15 protein-coding genes are annotated in these 17434 nt (G+C 44.0%); 6 read left to right on the forward strand and 9 right to left on the reverse strand.

The window, feature by feature from the left end:
* A partial coding sequence (locus LU351_RS16925; RefSeq protein ID WP_232593637.1) for a transposase occupies positions 1-257 on the reverse strand: 257 nt, incomplete at its 3' end.
* Positions 258-442: 185 nt separating this feature from the next.
* On the opposite strand from LU351_RS16925, the gene LU351_RS16930 reads away from it, so the two are divergent.
* The 4 genes from LU351_RS16930 (at position 443) to LU351_RS16945 (ending at position 2558) form a co-directional block, all read left to right on the forward strand.
* Positions 443-661: a hypothetical protein gene (locus LU351_RS16930; protein ID WP_232595276.1), complete on the forward strand. Its 219-nt coding sequence runs from the start codon at positions 443-445 to the stop codon at positions 659-661.
* 101 nt (positions 662-762) lie between these two features.
* Complete coding sequence (locus LU351_RS16935) at positions 763-1758, forward strand: transposase (RefSeq protein WP_232595277.1); 996 nt, start codon at positions 763-765, stop codon at positions 1756-1758.
* A gap of 34 nt (positions 1759-1792) precedes the next feature.
* Positions 1793-2029: a UPF0175 family protein gene (locus LU351_RS16940; RefSeq protein ID WP_232595278.1), complete on the forward strand. Its 237-nt coding sequence runs from the start codon at positions 1793-1795 to the stop codon at positions 2027-2029.
* A 1-nt stretch (position 2030) separates the two neighbouring features.
* Positions 2031-2558, forward strand: coding sequence for a PIN domain-containing protein (locus LU351_RS16945; RefSeq protein ID WP_232595279.1), 528 nt, complete (start codon positions 2031-2033; stop codon positions 2556-2558).
* A gap of 185 nt (positions 2559-2743) precedes the next feature.
* Here LU351_RS16945 and LU351_RS16950 read toward each other — a convergent pair whose 3' ends face one another.
* The 3 genes from LU351_RS16950 to LU351_RS16960 all read right to left on the reverse strand — a co-directional run bounded on the left by LU351_RS16950 (position 2744) and on the right by LU351_RS16960 (position 5890).
* Positions 2744-3772, reverse strand: a complete 1029-nt coding sequence (locus LU351_RS16950; RefSeq protein ID WP_232595280.1) for a methionine synthase — start codon at positions 3770-3772, stop codon at positions 2744-2746.
* A 40-nt stretch (positions 3773-3812) separates the two neighbouring features.
* The gene (locus LU351_RS16955) at positions 3813-4790 is read right to left on the reverse strand and encodes a DUF1852 domain-containing protein (RefSeq protein ID WP_232595281.1); all 978 of its coding nucleotides are present in this window, start codon (positions 4788-4790) and stop codon (positions 3813-3815) included.
* A gap of 197 nt (positions 4791-4987) precedes the next feature.
* Positions 4988-5890 (reverse strand): LysR family transcriptional regulator, encoded by a 903-nt coding sequence (locus LU351_RS16960; protein ID WP_232595282.1) that lies wholly within the window; start codon positions 5888-5890, stop codon positions 4988-4990.
* Between the two features lie 99 nt (positions 5891-5989).
* Between LU351_RS16960 and LU351_RS16965 the strand changes: the two genes are divergently transcribed.
* A complete protein-coding gene (locus LU351_RS16965; protein ID WP_232595283.1) occupies positions 5990-6790 on the forward strand; it encodes a ferredoxin reductase domain-containing protein in 801 nt (266 codons plus the stop codon).
* A gap of 332 nt (positions 6791-7122) precedes the next feature.
* The gene (locus tag LU351_RS16970; RefSeq protein WP_232595284.1) at positions 7123-9093 is read left to right on the forward strand and encodes an outer membrane protein assembly factor BamB family protein; all 1971 of its coding nucleotides are present in this window, start codon (positions 7123-7125) and stop codon (positions 9091-9093) included.
* Here LU351_RS16970 and LU351_RS16975 read toward each other — a convergent pair.
* The 5 genes from LU351_RS16975 to LU351_RS16995 form a co-directional block, all read right to left on the reverse strand.
* On the reverse strand, positions 9090-11420 hold the full coding sequence (locus tag LU351_RS16975) for a GH92 family glycosyl hydrolase (protein WP_232595285.1): 2331 nt from the start codon (positions 11418-11420) through the stop codon (positions 9090-9092). The genes LU351_RS16970 and LU351_RS16975 overlap by 4 nt on opposite strands.
* Complete coding sequence (locus LU351_RS16980; RefSeq protein WP_232595286.1) at positions 11407-13668, reverse strand: GH92 family glycosyl hydrolase; 2262 nt, start codon at positions 13666-13668, stop codon at positions 11407-11409. The genes LU351_RS16975 and LU351_RS16980 overlap by 14 nt, the downstream gene beginning before the upstream one ends.
* A 62-nt stretch (positions 13669-13730) precedes the next feature.
* Positions 13731-14945, reverse strand: a complete 1215-nt coding sequence (locus LU351_RS16985; RefSeq protein ID WP_232595287.1) for an AGE family epimerase/isomerase — start codon at positions 14943-14945, stop codon at positions 13731-13733.
* A gap of 59 nt (positions 14946-15004) precedes the next feature.
* Entirely contained in the window at positions 15005-16027 is a 1023-nt protein-coding gene (locus LU351_RS16990; protein ID WP_232595288.1) for a carbohydrate kinase family protein, read from the reverse strand.
* 3 nt (positions 16028-16030) lie between these two features.
* Entirely contained in the window at positions 16031-17332 is a 1302-nt protein-coding gene (locus LU351_RS16995; RefSeq protein ID WP_232595289.1) for a sugar MFS transporter, read from the reverse strand.
* Between the last annotated feature and the right edge of the window lie 102 nt (positions 17333-17434).

Raw genomic sequence — 17434 nt, forward strand, 5'->3', positions numbered from 1 at the left:
GAATAGCGGTCCCGTATTTGGTACTCTATCTGATCATCGGATACATTGTATAAGTGCTGAAGTACGAGTACTTTGAACATCAGTAGCTCGTCATAGGCTTTACGACCCGCATTGCTTTTTCGGTTTGACTTTCGTATTTCCTTTAAGGTCGGACGAAAGGCTTCCCAAAATATCAGTTTGTTGAGATGAACTAATGGATCTTTTTCATCTAACTTGCGATACCTGTCATCTAAATCAAAAAAGCCGGGCTGAGACATAGAAGGAAACTCTTGAAATTTTTGAACAGTGAGATTATATCAAAGTTGGGCTATTTTTAGAGGTGCCCTATAGATATTTAACTATTTTCATGATTTTCGTTGTAGTTGCCCCACCTTATGCAATTAGAGTGTTTAGGTTAAAAACATTTGAGAATCGAATATCTGAATGGTTTAAGAATAGTGGAATGAAATTTGGCGGGATGGAGCCTTTTGCCCTCTCTAAAAATGTTGCAAGCTCTAAAACATCGGCAGTACAACTGGTTATGAGTTGTATGTCAGAAGGTGATAAATATTGGTTTGTTTGTGGCTCTTATTGGCTTGGTTGTTATTCAAATCAAATTATTATTTATAAAGGACAGGCCTCTAAAAATGCCGAGAAAGTGGGGTTATTGTCCCGAAGGTGAAGGCGAATTTTACTCTAATAGGACACCCATGATAATTTGACATAAGCTTATTGGATGATCAAAATACAGGCACCCATTCATTTCAATCCTGATAAAAGCCCATGACGAAAGCCCGAAAACAACAAATCTCATTAGAAGCAACGCCTTATTACCATTGCGTCACCCGCTGTGTGAGGCGTGCGTTTCTGTGTGGGGAGGATCGACAGACGGGGCAATCTTTTGAGCATCGTCGTGGGTGGATTGAAGATCGCTTATTAGAGCTGCAAACGGTGTTTGCCATTGATATTGCTGCTTATGCAGTGATGAGCAACCACTATCATGTCGTGCTTCATGTGAATAAAGCTCAGGCAGAAAGTTGGAGCGAGCTTGAAGTGGTAGAGCGTTGGCAACGGCTATTTAAAGGAACGTTGTTAACGCAAAAATTTTTACGAAAAGAGAAACTGGATCCTGCCGAATACGATGCGGTTAGTGAGCAGGTGGCGGTGTGGCGTGAGCGTTTAATGGATATTAGTTGGTTTATTCGCTGTACCAACGAATTTATTGCTCGAAAAGCCAACGAGGAAGATAACTGCACTGGCCGTTTTTGGGAGGGGCGATTTAAATCTCAAGCGTTATTAGATGAAAAGGCGTTAGCGGCGTGTATGGCTTATGTGGATTTAAATCCAATTCGTGCCGCCATGGCGGAAACCCCAGAAGCCTCTGATCATACCTCTGTGAAAGCTCGTTGTGAAAAAGCAAAAGCGGCGACGTCTCCCAATCATAAATACCAGCAACCGAATACCTTAATGCCTTTTGTTGGTAACCCGCGAGAGCCGATGCCGGAAGGTTTGCCGTTTAAATTGACGGCGTATTTAGAGTTGGTTGATTGGACAGGTAGGCAATTAAGAAATGATAAGCGTGGGGTGATAGATTCGCAATTGCCATCGATTCTTAATCGATTGGAAATTGATATTAAGCATTGGTTGTATATGGCTCAGCACTTCGAGAGTCGATTTAAGGGGCTGGTAGGAGGTGTTTGTCAACTGAAAAAAGTGTGTCGGTCTTTGGGTATGAGTCGAACTCCGGGGTTATCGGCATGCCAATATTTTTTAGCTTAAATTTTAATTTTTTGTGATGCAGGGATTAATTTATATGAATATTAACATCATAAATGAGGTTGCGGAAAAAACAGGTTTGACAGAGAAAGAAATGTTGGAGGTGTTGGCTGTTGCCCTGTATAAGTTAAAAAAAATTAATGGAGTGCAGGGTGGAAAGATGATTGGGTCATCAGAGATAGAGTTTCATGGTTTGCTTGGAAAATACGGTCAATTTGTCAACTATGATGAAGATGATTTGGATACTGACTTAGATAATTTGAGAGACTTTTAACATGAATCAAGAAGGAAAGATTGTCGTTAGTGATACTACTGCTATTACTTATTTTTCACGAATTAATGCTCTTTTCATACTGAAGTCTCTTTTTAATCAAGTTTATATACCCGAAGCTGTTTACGAAGAGCTGACAAGGCAAGGGGATCACATACCTGGAGCCAAAGAAGTCAAAACATTAAATTGGATTGTTGTAGAAGAAGTTAAAAACATTGATGAAATTACAGCAAAATTTCGTGTTGAGCTTGACCCTGGTGAAAGTCAGGCAATAGGATTAGCACTTCACAAGCAAGCTGATTTGTTGGTTATTGATGAGAGAAAGGGGCGATCTGAAGCTGAAAATTTGGGTCTGAAAATAACAGGGATGATCGGTATATTTATAAAAGCTAAAGAAAAAGGTGTTATTGATCGCATTGCTCCTTATCTTGATCAATTAAGAAAAACTAATTTTACAATGGGACCTGCATTATACGGTAGAGCTTTGCAGTTGGCTGGAGAGGGGCAACCGAAAAAGGTAAAAAATAAATAATTGATATTGCCACTGCCATTTTATATGTGCGCATAATGTATATTATGTTAAATTGCATATTAAGATACTTAGATATACACCCCTTCTCGCATAATTGACGAAGCTTCTAAATCGATATTATTTATCTCTATTCTGCAAAGTTAAGGCAGAGAGCGTATTCACAACCCTCTACCCGGTTTCTTTTACTACATCAAGAGTTCTTTCCTCACGATGTCTGCACCTGCTCGCAAAGCGTTCAATTTGCTTCTTGCCACTTCACGAGACAGCGGCGCCATGCCGCAGTTTGTACAAGGGTAAAGCTTGTCGGCATCCACGTATTTAAGGGCTTCACGTAAAGTTGCGGCGACTTCTTCGGGGGTTTCGATGGTATTACTTGCCACATCAATGGCACCTACCATGACTTTTTTACCTCGAATCAGTTCGAGCAACTCAATGGGCACATGAGAGTTGTGGCACTCTAGTGAAATAATATCGATATTCGATTGCTGCAATTTGGGAAATACTTCTTCGTATTGTCGCCACTCAGAGCCTAAGGTCTTTTTCCAATCGGTATTGGCTTTGATGCCATAGCCGTAACAAATATGAACCACGGTATCACATTTAAGGCCTTCGATTGCCCGCTCTAAGCACGCCATGCCCCATTCACCGACTTCATCAAAAAACACATTAAATGCTGGCTCATCAAACTGGATAATATCAACACCGGCAGCTTCTAACTCTTTGGCTTCTTGATTCAGAATTTTTGCGAATTCCCAGGCGAGTTTTTCACGACTTTTATAATGATCATCATAAAGTGTATCCACCATAGTCATGGGGCCTGGTAAAGCCCATTTAATGGGTTGATCGGTTTGCTGACGTAAAAACTTGGCGTCTTCAACAAAGACAGATTTGGGTCGGCTTACCGGGCCAACCACGGTGGGCACACTGGCATCATAACGATCGCGAATTTTAACGGTTTCACGCTTTTCAAAATCAACGCCGTCGAGGTGCTCAATAAATGTGGTAACAAAATGTTGGCGCGTTTGTTCGCCATCACTCACAATATCAATACCTGCCTGTTTCTGCTCTTGTAAAGCAATTCGTAAGGCATCATGTTTGCCGTCAATTAATTCTTGATGTTGTAATTTCCAAGGGGACCACAGTTTTTCAGGTTCAGCAAGCCAAGACGGTTTAGGTAAACTGCCCGCAGTGGACGTCGGTAATAGTGTTTTCATAATGAATGCTTATCTACTTGAGTGAACTATAAAATGTAATTTATAGAGTGTAATTTTCAGACCATTGCTCAAGAACCGATTGGTAAGGTTTTATAAAGTGTTCTTCAGCAAACTTCCCTTGTTTAATCGCCAATTGGCTGCGCTCTTCGCGGTCATACACAATTTGCGTTAATGAATGATCTGGGTGTTTCAAATTAGGTTGATAGTGGTTCCCTGCCGCTGCATTCGCGTTATAAATCTCCGGTCGGTAGATTTTTTGAAACGTCTCCATCGTACTAATTGTGCTGATCAGCTCAATATTGGTGTAATCACTGAGCAAGTCACCCAAAAAGTAAAAAGCCAAAGGCGCGACACTATTGGGCGGCATAAAATAGCGAACTTCAAACCCCATTTTTTTGAAATACTGCTCCGTTAACGAAGCTTCATTGGGTAAGTATTCGATACCCAATACAGGATGTTGATTTTCAGTACGGTAATAAATTTTGTTATCCGAAACACTCAGACATACTACCGGCGCTTTCGTAAAATTTTCCTGATAAGTGCTTGAGCCTAGAAAATCTTTAAACAGTTTTCCGTGCAGATCGCCAAAGTTATCAGGAATGCTAAAACCCGATTGATTTTTATTGTGATCCTGCAGCAAAACACTAAAATCGTAATCACGCACGTAAGACGAAAAATTATTTCCGACAATGCCTTCAATACTTTTTTGAGTTTTATGATCGATAACATTGGTTTTTAATATTTCAATCGACGGAAAATGTTGGCCATTGCCTTCGATATCAATATCCACAGAAATGATTTCCAGCTCGACAGAATAACGATCCCCCTTGGGGTTATCCCAATAAGCGAGCGCGTTGAAACGTCTGTCAATCATTCTCAACGCATTGCGCAAATTTTCCTGGCGATGCTCCCCTCTTGCCAAATTCGCAAAGTTTGTGGTGATCCGCGTACTGTCTGAAGGCTGATAGTTTTCATCGAAACAAATGCGCTTAATGGTGTATGTAAAACCTGTACTCATTGTGATCTAGTATCCCGTTTCTGGAAATAAAATAGAGCAGGCCCACTTTATACGCTGATCATTACATGAATAAAATTGATTTTATCTCATGGGTAGATGAATTTTTCTCATGCTTTTGAGCAAATCACGAACAAGCGAACGCTTTTGATTGCCACTATGAAGAGGGTAATCTGAGAAATGGCAGTGATGGGAGGGGGCTATATTGCTTCTGTGGGGTGCTTGTAACTGCGGGCCAAATGCATAAAGGCTTTGAGGTATTCGATACCCCTATCACTGTCACGGGTACCCAAATAAATCTGCTTGGCGATGCCGCTTTTGCCCAAGCGCACGGCCGATAAGGGGAGTTTGGCGCAGTATTCTTGTGCCAGCCAGTGTGGCATTGCCGCCACGCCACGACCACAAGCGACCATTTGCAACATGATGTCGGTGGTCTCAATGGTTTTATGCTGTTTAGGCACGATTCCTACAGGGTTGAGGAACTGAGTGTAAATATCCAGCCGATCTGTGGCGACAGGATACGTTAATAACACTTCATCGTGTAGATCTTCTGGCCGAGCGTATGAGCAATTGCTTAATGCATGACCCTTAGGTACAACCAAAACTTGCTCATAATCAAACACAGGATTAAAACAGAGGCCGGTTTTATTAAGTGGGTCTGGCGTGACCAGTAAATCAATTTCGTAATCCAACAACGCGCCAACACCACCAAATTGAAATTTTTGTTTTACATCCACATCCACATCTGGCCAAGCGTCTAGAAACGGTGAGACCACTTTTAATAACCACTGGTAACAGGGGTGGCATTCCATACCAATTCGCAATGTGCCGCGTTCGCCTTGGGCGATTTGCTTAAGCTTGTCTTCGGCATGATTTAACAGAGGCAACACGCGATTGGCGATATTGAGCAGATACTGACCGGCTTGCGTCAGTCGTAAACGCCGCCCTTCCCTTAACCAGATTTCGGTACCAAGGTTCTCTTCCAGCTTTCGCATGGTGTGGCTCAGAGCAGACTGAGTGACACACAACTCTTTGGCCGCAGCGGTTAGCGATCCGTGCTGTTCAACGGCTTGTATCACCCTTAAGTGGACGCGTTCAATCATATTAAGTATGAGCAAAATTAATCGATACGTGAAAATATACCATTTTTCTTCATTTTAAAACTCATTTAAGGTGCTGCTTATCGATACGGAAACAAAACAATGGGTTTGTATATGAACAACACTGCCACTACCGAGGCACTTCCGGTTTTCACTTGTGCTTGTCAGATAATGGATGTCACCCCTTTAAGTGCCAATACGTTTCAAGTTGAACTACAGTCACCCACAGGCACAACTTTGCGCTACCAGGCAGGCCAATATCTGCAACTTGAATTAGACCTAAACGACGATGGGCAAACTCAATCACTGTTTTATTCTATCGCGAATCGTTTTAACCCAGAGCAGCCCCGCCGCCTAGAGCTTTTCATTCAAAACAGCAGTGAATTGGCAGATAAAATTCTAAAACATCTATCCCAGCTCACCGAGAGTAACGAAAAAGTCAACGTCACACTGCCAATGGGGAAAGCGTTTTTACAAACAAACCTGAGTAGCACGCATCTCTTTATCGCCGCAGGCTCGGGAATTTCTAAGATTAAATGTTTAATTGAAGAAGCCTTAAGCCAGAAATCTGATGCACAGGTAAACGTGTATTGGTCGAATAAAAATATCGATGATTTCTATCTAATGGAACAGTTTCAACATTGGGCAGTTCAGAATAAAAACTTCAGCTTCACCCCTATTTTAGAGTCGCCCCATCAATATTGGCTTGGTCGTTCGGGTTATATTTATGAAGTGATTGAAAACGACTTTGAGCGTCTTGATGAGACTCAGGTGTACTTATGCGGTTCGCCACAAATGGTCTATGGCACTATCGATAAGCTTAACTCTCGTGGCTTAAAAGAGAACCACTGCTACTCAGATGTTTTTGAATATGCGCCAAGAGATCAGAAAATTGCTATCTAAGATAGTTAGCTATGATAACTTACAGTCATGATCTCGCAATCGATTTCTGAGGTTCTTTTTTATTCCCTCCGGTGTTTTTATTCTCTCTGGTGATAGGGGGCAGGCCGATGTAATCATGCCTTTGTTGGGTGATAAAGAGAGCTTTTCGCCACCGCTTCATTATTTATGTCTTTATAGTGAAAGTTTATCCGGTCTACCCAAAGAATAATATCTCTATAATGATACTTTCTCGTAAGGCGTGAAATCGACAATACCAATTTTAAGAAATATAAGATTAAGCACACGCCTTAATCAATAACGCTGCCTGATCAGCAGCCCTAACGATAGTTGAAATGGACATGTATCGACACATAACACTTATTGCAGTATTTATTTTCTGCTTTGCGAATACCAATGTATTCGCTAAAGAGCTATGGCGCGTTAATCTGGGTGGTGAAATTAAGTGGCATCAGGTCACGGAGATTGGTGATCTTATTGCCTCTACGAATGCGGGGCTGGTAAGAATTGACCAAAATACTGGCCAAATTGCCTGGCGATTAAAACAGCTTGCGAACCTAGACCGAAATGCCCTTCTGCAAATTGAAGGCTCTCCCTTTTATGGTATTCAGGCAAACAATCAGTTTTACATGGTAGACCCATTCAGTGGAGAAGTGCTTTTTGACTCGACTGATGTCGACATTCAAGGCATTGATCATACCTATTTTGTTTATGATCAGGGTACGGTTCTTTTAAGTGGGCAAAGTCGTTATTCAAATCAAACCTCAATTGTGTTGGTCGAACTTAACTCTGGGAAAGTGTTGTGGCAAAAGACGGTTGACTATAAAAAAATAGTCAATGTTGTCAGCATGGACTCTGATCATATGATGGTCTTGAGCTTACTTAAATATTATAAAGTCCGAAAAAAGGATGGCGGCGTGGTATGGGAAAAGCTGACCGAGCCCTCTCTAGGTGCTGTGATGAATGGGCCGATGAAAGAGCTGTTGGGCAACTATATCGAAGACACCTTTGCAGATGTTGATTTCGACATGCAGTCTGTTTGGTCTTATGATCAATCTAAACTCATTATGTTGATCGATAAATCGGAATCGTCTGCAACCGGTGCGGTTGCCTTTGATCCAAATACGGGTGAAATAGTATGGGAGACAGACTATCCGTATTACATAGGGAAAATTTTACCTCTTAAATCGGGCCTTTTATTAATGTCCGAAAGGGCACCAAATGGCCCCGCTAAAACCAATATTCTGGGTTTTAAAGTCAACCTTATCGATTATCAAACCGGCAAAGGAATGCTAGGGAAAAAAGGCAAAGGGCTGCGGATTAAAGGGGGTGAAGTTGATTACAAGATGACTTCTAAAGGTATGTTGATTGCCGTAAAAAACCCCAAAAAAAGCTTTATTTATGAATTAGACTTTGCGACAGGCGCTTTTACCACAAAGAAACCCGCCAAAGTTAAAGGTTACATACAGTCTTTATTTGAAACCGACAAGGGCCTATTTTGCGTTACCAGTAAAGGCGTGAATGTGTTAGACGCTTCCTCTGGAAAATGGAAAATCACCAAAGATATCAAAGCCAATGTCGACTTGGCACAACAGAAAGGAAAGCTGATTTATACCGTTGGAAAGGAAGGGAAAAACCAAGTTGTTAATGTGGTTAATTCTGACTCCAATCAAGTATCGCAATTTAATAAAGCGCCTCTGGCTTTCCAAAAAGAAACGCCGGAAAGCTTAGAATTGTTGGATGACGGCCTCTTTATTTCATCTTCACAAAATATTGCCAAATACGATTTCAGTGGCAATCTTCAATTTCAAAAATATTTCCCAGAACCTAAAGAGCGTGGCTACTCTAAAGCCTTGGTTTTTGGTCAGGCGTTGGCCTTTACTGCACTGGCAGCTGGGTCATTCGACTCCGCTAAAAGTGCCGCAAAGGATCGAAATGAAACTGACAATGGGGAGTACGTGAAGAATATGGTTGATCTAGGTTTGGAGTCTTATGGCATTGCTAGCCAAGCCTTTCAACATCTTTTAGCGCGTTACAAAGCCAGTACGTCTTATCGGGATTTTATGCTTATTTTGACGCTGGAAGGCAAGCGAATGTTGCTGAAAAAAGTCAGTAAATCTACAGGTAAGGTATTAGGCGCATTGGATATGGGTGCCTTTGGCTTTAACGTATTAAAAGCACCGAACAAGAACTACTTGTTTTATGACACCAATGAAGGACAGGTGCCCGCGTACGTTGCCGATCCTGTCACTCAGGCGATTTACGTAAGAACCGCCAATAGTGTATTGGCGGCACATTCTATTTAACGATGAATTTCTAACCTTCCCCCTTTTGTTAGCTCAAGGTGAGAAATAAAGGGGGTTTCTAGAGGCTTGCCATTGAAGGTGGCGCGAGTGTGAAGCTGTGAAGCATCGACTCTGTTGCTACTTATAATGGTGAGCTTTTTTCCTTCATAGTAGTTTTTATCCAGCGTCAGTGTGATTTTATCAAACGTTGGCGCGAATACGGCGTAATCCATGTCGGCAGGTGAGACTGGATAAATGCCCATCATACTGAAGACTAACCAAGCGGATAAGGTGCCGGTGTCATCGTTACCGGGTAATCCGCCGGGTGTATTATGAAAGTGTTCTTCAATTAATGCCTTCACATGCTCAGAAGTTTTCGATTGATGCGCATTGGTATAGTTAAAGAGAAACGGATAGGTAATGTCCGGCTCGTTAGCCATATCAAAATTATCGGTGGTAAAGGTTTTACTTAACTCCGTTTCAAACTCATTTTCCCCACCCAGTAGTACCATTAGCCCCGGCATATCGTGAGGCACATAAAAACGATAATTCCATGCATTACCCTCAATATAGCCCGGCGCGGGTTCAAAATTTCGGCCTAATTCTGGGTCGTAAGGGGTTAACCACTGCCCTTTTCGATCTTTCGGGCGCAACATTTTGGTAGTGGGGTCATACAGTTTTTTGTAGCCTTGGGCACGAGCAAGGTAACGCTCTGCATCTTGCTCTTTACCCAGCGCGCTGGCCAATTGCCCAAGGGAGAAATCCGCCAGAAAATATTCCAAGCTGGTAGACACACTGCCATCGTAAGGGCCTTCGTCGTCTACAGGCACATAACCGAGCTTGAGATAATCGTTGTTTTCAGGGCGCAGAGGGTTTTCAAGAATGGTATCGGCGGATTTAGTCATTGCCTCATAGGCTGTAGCCACATCAAAGTCTTGAATACCACGCAGATAGGTATCGGCAATGACCGGTGTGGCAGGGTCGCCGACCATAACCTGCGTTTCCATGCCGTACAATTCCCATTTCGGTAGCCATCCGCTTTCTTTGTACATACCCACCATGGTATTGACCATTTCAGACTGCAAATCTGGGTAGATGAGGCTTAATAATGGGTGAACATTGCGGTTGGTATCCCAGAGAGAAAAGACGGAATAGCGATTTTGATCTTTGGTGGTTTGACCAACACCGTATCGGCCCATTAAGGGGTATTGCCCATTCACATCTTGAATAATATTGGGGTGAATTAAGGTGTGATACAGCCCGGTATAAAATAAGGTTTTGTCTTCGTCTTTACCGCTGACGTTAATTTTTTCCAGCTTTTCCTGCCACGCTTTTCGAGCTTTTTTACGGGTGGATTCAAAGGCAAAGCGTGGCTGTTCTTTTTCTAGGTTTTCTCGGGCGTTATCGATACTGACGAACGATAGCCCTACTTTGATTTGCACTTGTTCTTGATCTTTCAAATCAAAACTAAAATACGCGCCGATGTCGTCACCGGCCATGGTGTGTTGGTAGTTAGGGTATGGCTTAACGGTATTGTTGTACCCAATCCACTCCCCCTCAACCCCTTTATACGCCGGGGCTTGTTTAAAAACACCAAAGCGTTTAGCGGGTTTGCTGAGTTTTGCCACAAAGTAAACGGGCCGAACATCATCGGCGTTGTAACAAAAGGTGCCCAGCGTTCGCATACCTTCGATTTCTTGGTTAGAAACCACTTTTACGCTGGCGCCCTGCTCGTTCGATAACCCTAACCCGAGGTTCACGATAATGTGAGACTCCCCTTTTGGGTAGGTAAAACGGCTTAAACCGGTTCTGAGAGTACTCGTGACTTCGGTTTGAATGTCGTAGTCATTAAGAATGGTGGAATAGTATCCCGGCGTGGCGATCTCGTTCGAATAAGTAGAACCGTAATATTCCGGGTTTAGCTCTAGTTTTCCTGTGGTGGGCATAACGTTGATAACGCCGGCTTCTGGGCATCCTACACCGCTTAAATTTAAATGGGTGAAACCGGTGAGAAATTGATTTTCGTGAATATAGACGCGGGAATTCCAAGCGGCATCTTTCTCAAATTTATTCAGTTTCCCTTCTTCAAAAGCCACATTAAATGGCGCTACGGAAGCTAAACCATGAGGGTATTGTGCACCGGGGTGCGTTGCGCCAAAATTGGAGGTGCCAATAAATGGGTTAACGTAATCCACTTCCTCTTTCGCGATTGAAAATGAAGCACTAACCAAGAAAAAAAAGCCGAACACCACCGCCATCAGTGTTGAAAAAACGTCGTCATTTCTTGGCGCGCGTCCGTCTAAAGCGAGATATTTTATTGTTAATCCAACATGATTATTGTGCATCATAAGGGGTTTCGCTCATTGTAAAGACCAGTTCTCCACCCGCGAGAATCTCCGAGTGTTTCAATGAAAAGTCCGAGATGACCTTTCCATTTAACGTTACCTGTTTTACATACACATGGGTTGAAGATTGATTTTTTGTTTTGATTGAGAAGGTGCTGCCGTTTTCGAGCATGATTGTGGCGGAATCCACCTCCGGGCTGCCTAAACTGTACACTCCGGCCACCGGGTCTACGGGATAAAAACCCAAGGCACTGAACAAATACCACGCGGACATTTGGCCGGCGTCTTCATTACCCGCTAGGCCATCCGGTTTGGTGGTGTAAAGCTCATCCATAATTCGCCGCACTAAGGCTTGAGTCTTATGGGGTTGATTCACATAATTGTACAAATAAGGCACATGATGGCTGGGTTCGTTGCCGTGAACGTATTGACCAATAAATCCCGAAATCCACTCCGGTAATTCATCCACGGCCTGCTCTGTGGTGAACATGGCATCCAGTTTTTTTGAAAACTCGTCTTCGCCCCCCATTAGTTTGATTAACCCTGCAATATCTTGCGGGACGAAAAACGTGTACTGCCAAGCATTGGCTTCGCAATAATCTTCTGGGTGATATGCGGTGGGAATAAACGGTTCACGGAAATCACCACTTTCACTTTTCGCACGCATAAAACCGGTGATGGGGTCAAAGTGATGCTGATAATTTTGGGAGCGTTTAAGGTAAGTTTGGTAAATATCGTCTTCCCCTAACACCTTGGCTAATTGCGCAATAGCCCAGTCATCGTAGGCGTATTCCAGTGTGAGAGAAACATTCCAAGACTTCTCCTCGTAAGGTACATAGCCTTTGTTTTGATACGAATGAATACCAAAGTCTTTTTGAGTGGCGCTGTCAATGGCCGCTGCCAATAACGCCTTACCATCAATGGGCAACAAGCCTTTCAAATAGGCATCCACCAACACTGGTACAGAGTGATAGCCCATCATCATATCGGTTTCATTTCCCTGAAAAATCCAAACAGGCAATCGGCCAAACACCGTGTAATGGCTATAGATGGAGTGCATCATTTCCGTAGTGCGCTTTTCATCAATAATGGTCTTCCATGGGTGCAGCGCACGGAAAGTGTCCCAAAGGGAAAAGAAATCGTAACGAGGAACCACCTCACCACTTTTTAACGTTGAGGTGTGATTGTTGCCATCGGGGCCTTTGTACTGTCCATTCACATCCGAATAGATTCGAGGCGCCAACGACGCATGATACATAGCCGTATAAAACTGGGTCAGGTTATCGCTGCTGGCCTGTACTTTGACTTTACTGAGTTCTTCACGCCATTGAAATTGCGCCAGCTTTTTTACTTGTTCAAAAGAGCGATTGGGCACTTCGGCGTTTAAGTTTGCTTTCGCATTTTGAGTGCTAACGGAACTCAGTGCGGTGCGGACGGTAACCTCTCGGTTATCCGAAAGATCGAACTCAAATTCTCCCACAAGGTTCTTGCCAGTGAAGACAGATTCTGCCTCGAAAACGGACATTTCTGACATCGAAGCTTCGCTACCATCAAATATCGAGAGTGTTTTAAACGGATGGGAAAAGGTGGTGTAAAAATACACGCGCTGGTCTTTCGCCCAGCCGGTGGATTTTCGATAACCGGCAATGGTGTAATCATCAATCACAACTAAGTGGGCATTGATGGTGCTGTCCCAATTACGGCTGTAACCCAAATCTAAACGCACGATGCCCGTCGCATGATCGTCCGGGTAATGGTATTTTTGAAAGCCGGTTCTTACCCCTGCCGTGAGTTCCACATTAATATCATAGTCAGACAAGTGGACTTGGTAATATCCCGGGGAGGCCGATTCGTTGTCATGAGAAAATCGTGACACTATCGTCCCCGCTTCCGGCCCGCCTTCCGTCACTTGGCGCTCATAGGGGCGAGTTAACGGCATAAAAGAAATATCGTATAAGTCCCCCGCCCCGGTGCCAGACAGATGCGTATGACTAAAGCCCGCAATAATATTGTCTGGGTAAAAGTACCCGGCAATCCAATCCCAGCCACTGCGGCCATTATCGGGGCTAAGTTGCACCATCCCATGGGGAACGGTGGCACCAGGGAAAGTTTTTCCTTTGCCATCAGTGCCAATAAAAGGGTCGACATATTGAGTGGGGTCGAATTGCGTTGGCTTCACGGTGGACGTGGTTTCGGTACAACCACCTAATACACAAATGCTTGCCGCAATCAGTAAACTTCTAACGAACACTCGCTCCGCCTTATTCAATACCAGTGATAATGATGGTTCTTAGCCGTGTGATTTTTATAAAATCACACCAATTTAGGGTGCTTTAGCACACGCAGAACTTCATAGCACGCGCCCAATGTGTGGTAGTCACATTTGGCACCGGCTGCGCTTTTCTCATTACTCATTTTTTCGTTGTTTCTGCGTAACACTCGATACCATGCACCATGGTCATGATCGACAAAGTGATCCCAGCTGTATTGCCATAAAGCATTGTAATATTCACGATAAATTTCATCGCCAGTTACGTCGTACAGCATGGCGGCAGCCGCAAAGCTTTCTGCCTGAACCCAGAAGTATTTGTCGTCATCACACCACTTACCCTCCGGATCAAAACCGTAGATCAGCCCACCACATTCTTCATCCCATGCGGTTTTATAAGCCGCATCAAATAAATGTTTGGCTTGGTCGACCCATTTTTGATTTGGGGAATGACGGTGCAAAATTAACAACAGCTTCGTCCATTCGGTTTGATGACCGGGTTGAAAACCCCATGGGCGATAAAGGTTTTTGGGGTCGTCTCGGTTGTAATCCCAGTCTGGCTGAAAATCACTTTGATAGTGTTCCCAGATAAGATTGTCCGTGAGTTTTGCTTGGCGAAAGGCAATATTTTCAGCCAGTTGTTCTGCACGCTGTAAAAAAAGAGGCTCCGAAGAAGCCTCGTAAGCCGCGAGCATCGCTTCGCATAAATGCATGTTGGAATTCTGGCCACGGTAATCACTCAGCTTACCTTCTGGGCTGATTTCATCCGCATAGAGACCAAAGTCGTTTTGCCAAAAACGCGCTTCCAATAATTCATAAACCTTAAGCAGTGGCTCATTGGTGGTGACAATACCGGCCTTTCGCGCCGCAGCGTAGGCTAACAGCACAAATGCATAGCCATACGCCTGTTGCGTCATGTCTTCCGGTTGATTATTTCTGAGCGTCCACGCATAGGTGCTTGTTTCAGGCTGCCAATGGGTTTGCTCAATAAACGCCAAACCATGACGGGCAATCTCTAAATAGTTTGCGTTGTCATAAATCATGGCGGCCGTTGCGTAATTCACCACAATTCGAGTACTGCTCACCAACTGCTTAAAATCGCTGTCAAAAACCGTACCGTCGTCGTAATAATTTTGGTGATAACCACCACTGTTATCGACTACCCGTGAGGTATAAAAGTCTAAAATGCTGTCGCAATGCTCTACTAGAAAAGCATCGCTGAAAAAAGCGTTGCCTGAAGAGTTAATTGAAGAATTCATGACGTGCTCCTATTCATAGCGGCTCCTATTCATGACGTGCTCTTATTTATAACTTGCTCTTAAGAGGTTGAGCGCAATAGTTCATTCAACGGCGCGATTGCCTGCCCGTGTTGCTCCAAAGACTGTAACGTGGTGTTTTTGTCTGGTAGTGCGGGAAAAGCACCAGGCTTTGTTACCGCACAAGCACCACAATGGGCAGCAAAGTTGAGCAAAGTCTCAAGTTTCGAAGACGCCTCAAACAATTGGTCGTCTACTAAATATTCATCGTCGAGCTGACTTAGTGCGAATAAAAAGCCACCAATAAAGGCATCACCACCCGCAGTGGTATCGGCAACGGACACCTTCGGTGGAGACAATTCACCACTGACTGAGCGGGTGTAATAACGCAATGTGTTTGGCCCATCAGTCACCAAAATCAATTTGCAGTCTTTTTCCAAACAGGCTTTTAGATAAGCCGGGTTATCGCCTTCGGCCAAATAATCCAACTCTTCTTTGGAGAATTTAATCAAGTGCGATTGCTCAACCAAATTATTGACACGAGCTACATTGGCCTCGCCTTCTGCCCATAAGTTATGGCGCAAATTCACATCAAAACTGATCAGCGCATTATGCTGCTTGGCTTTTTCCACCACATGCTGTGTGCATTCAGCAATGGCGGTATCGGTTAAGGTGTTACTGCAAAAATGGAGGATAGGACTATTTTCAAACCATTCGTCGCTCACTTGCGATTTTTCAAACAAAATGTCGGCTGTATTGTCCCGATGAAACGAGAAACTACGATCTCCGGTTTCATCCAGCATAACAAACGCCAATGCCGTTTTTGCGGTTGGGTGTTTTGACAAAAAACGGACATCCACATGGTAACGTGCGAGTGCATCTGCCAAAAAATGACCAAAAGGATCATCGCCTACTTGACCAGCAAAGCACGCGTGCCCACCCAGCTTGGCCACGGCCACAGCCGCGTTAGCAGGCGCACCGCCGGGGTATTGTCTAAACTCGTTAAGCGTAAGCGGCGCTTGGTCCATCTGATTAAATAATAAAAAATCAATTAGTGCTTCACCAAAGCAGATCACTGACTTCATAACTTAAGCTCCTTTGGATGAGGCCGTTTTTTCGGAGGAATGAGATTCTGAGGAACTGGTTAAATTAGCCCCGTACAGGGCATACCAAGCTATATAAACATAAGCGAAAATCGGGACGAGAAAGCTCACTTGAACGCCGCTGGTATCGGCAACAAACCCTTGCAATAACGGTAACAATGCGCCGCCCACAATGGCTTGACACAGCAAGCCCGAACCCCGACTGGTTAACGGCCCTAGGCCGCGAATGGCCAAGGTAAAAATGGTCGGGAACATAATCGAATTGAAAAAGCCGATGGCCAAGACAGACCACACCGCAACATTGCCTTCGGTCATAACGGTAGTGACCAGTAAGACGATGGCGAAGGCAGCGTTAATGGCCAAGACGTAGGTAGGTTTAACAATACGGGTTAAAGCCGCGCCAATAAAACGCCCAATCATCGCCGCACCCCAATAATAGGACACCATTTTACTGGCGGATTGTTCGGTCATATTGCCGATTTCAGGCAGAGCGAAATAATTCACCAAGAAGCTACCAATAGTGACTTCGGCACCCACATACAAAAAGATACCAACGGCACCCAACACCAACACTTTCTGTTGCCAAATAGACGCACTGCTGTCTTGAGGGGATGCGTCATGAGTCTCCGGTTCGATGGTTGGCAAGTGCAAAAAGCGGAAGCCAATGGCCGTCACAATGGCGGCACCGGCCAAAATTAAATAAGGTAATTGCACGGCGGAAGCATCAACAACGCCTTCCCCATGAACAGCACCGAAAATTAATAACGCGCCAAATTGCGGGCCTACGGTATGGCCCACGGAATTAATGGCTTGCGCTAAGTTTAATCGGCTGGCAGCGGTTCGCTCTGGCCCCAATATCGCCACATAGGGGTTGGCAGAAACCTGCAATACAGTAATACCCGAAGCCAACACAAATAAACCCAACAGAAAAACAGGGTACATTTTTAATTCAGCGGCCGGATAAAAAATACCGCAACCCACTGCAATGGTACTTAAACCAAGGGTAATCCCGTTTAAGTAACCGATTTTCTCCAGCAGTTTTCCTGCAAAAGGAGACACAATAAAATACGCACCAAAAAAGCAGAATTGCACTAGCATGGCTTGGGTATAGCCAAGATTAAAAGCCGCTTTTAAACCAGGAATTAAAATGTCATTTAGAGCGGTAATAAAGCCCCAAATAAAAAATAACGTCGTCATAGACGCGAATGCAAAATGGTAATTTGAAGGCCCTGAAGAGCCCGCTTGCGCATTCTGCGCTGTATTGGTGATTGGGATGTTTCCTGCCACGAGAGATTACCTGCCTGTTGTTATCGTTATTATTAGAATATGGATGAAAGTACAAAAAATAAGAGTCTCAACAGATGAGAACGCATTCGGTTGCGCCCCCAC

The organism is Marinibactrum halimedae (assembly GCF_021234875.1).
Classification (GTDB): domain Bacteria; phylum Pseudomonadota; class Gammaproteobacteria; order Pseudomonadales; family Cellvibrionaceae; genus Marinibactrum; species Marinibactrum halimedae.

What these genes read in the sequence shown, in the direction of transcription:
- LU351_RS16945 (WP_232595279.1), top strand. Translation starts at nt 2,031, where the DNA reads ATGAATCAAGAAGGAAAGATTGTCGTTAGTGATACTACTGCTATTACT.
- LU351_RS16935 (WP_232595277.1), top strand. Translation starts at nt 763, where the DNA reads ATGACGAAAGCCCGAAAACAACAAATCTCATTAGAAGCAACGCCTTAT.
- LU351_RS16955 (WP_232595281.1), bottom strand. Translation starts at nt 4,790, where the DNA reads ATGAGTACAGGTTTTACATACACCATTAAGCGCATTTGTTTCGATGAA.
- LU351_RS16950 (WP_232595280.1), bottom strand. Translation starts at nt 3,772, where the DNA reads ATGAAAACACTATTACCGACGTCCACTGCGGGCAGTTTACCTAAACCG.
- LU351_RS16940 (WP_232595278.1), top strand. Translation starts at nt 1,793, where the DNA reads ATGAATATTAACATCATAAATGAGGTTGCGGAAAAAACAGGTTTGACA.
- LU351_RS16990 (WP_232595288.1), bottom strand. Translation starts at nt 16,027, where the DNA reads ATGAAGTCAGTGATCTGCTTTGGTGAAGCACTAATTGATTTTTTATTA.
- LU351_RS16965 (WP_232595283.1), top strand. Translation starts at nt 5,990, where the DNA reads ATGGGTTTGTATATGAACAACACTGCCACTACCGAGGCACTTCCGGTT.
- LU351_RS16970 (WP_232595284.1), top strand. Translation starts at nt 7,123, where the DNA reads ATGGACATGTATCGACACATAACACTTATTGCAGTATTTATTTTCTGC.
- LU351_RS16985 (WP_232595287.1), bottom strand. Translation starts at nt 14,945, where the DNA reads ATGAATTCTTCAATTAACTCTTCAGGCAACGCTTTTTTCAGCGATGCT.
- LU351_RS16960 (WP_232595282.1), bottom strand. Translation starts at nt 5,890, where the DNA reads ATGATTGAACGCGTCCACTTAAGGGTGATACAAGCCGTTGAACAGCAC.
- LU351_RS16975 (WP_232595285.1), bottom strand. Translation starts at nt 11,420, where the DNA reads ATGATGCACAATAATCATGTTGGATTAACAATAAAATATCTCGCTTTA.
- LU351_RS16930 (WP_232595276.1), top strand. Translation starts at nt 443, where the DNA reads ATGAAATTTGGCGGGATGGAGCCTTTTGCCCTCTCTAAAAATGTTGCA.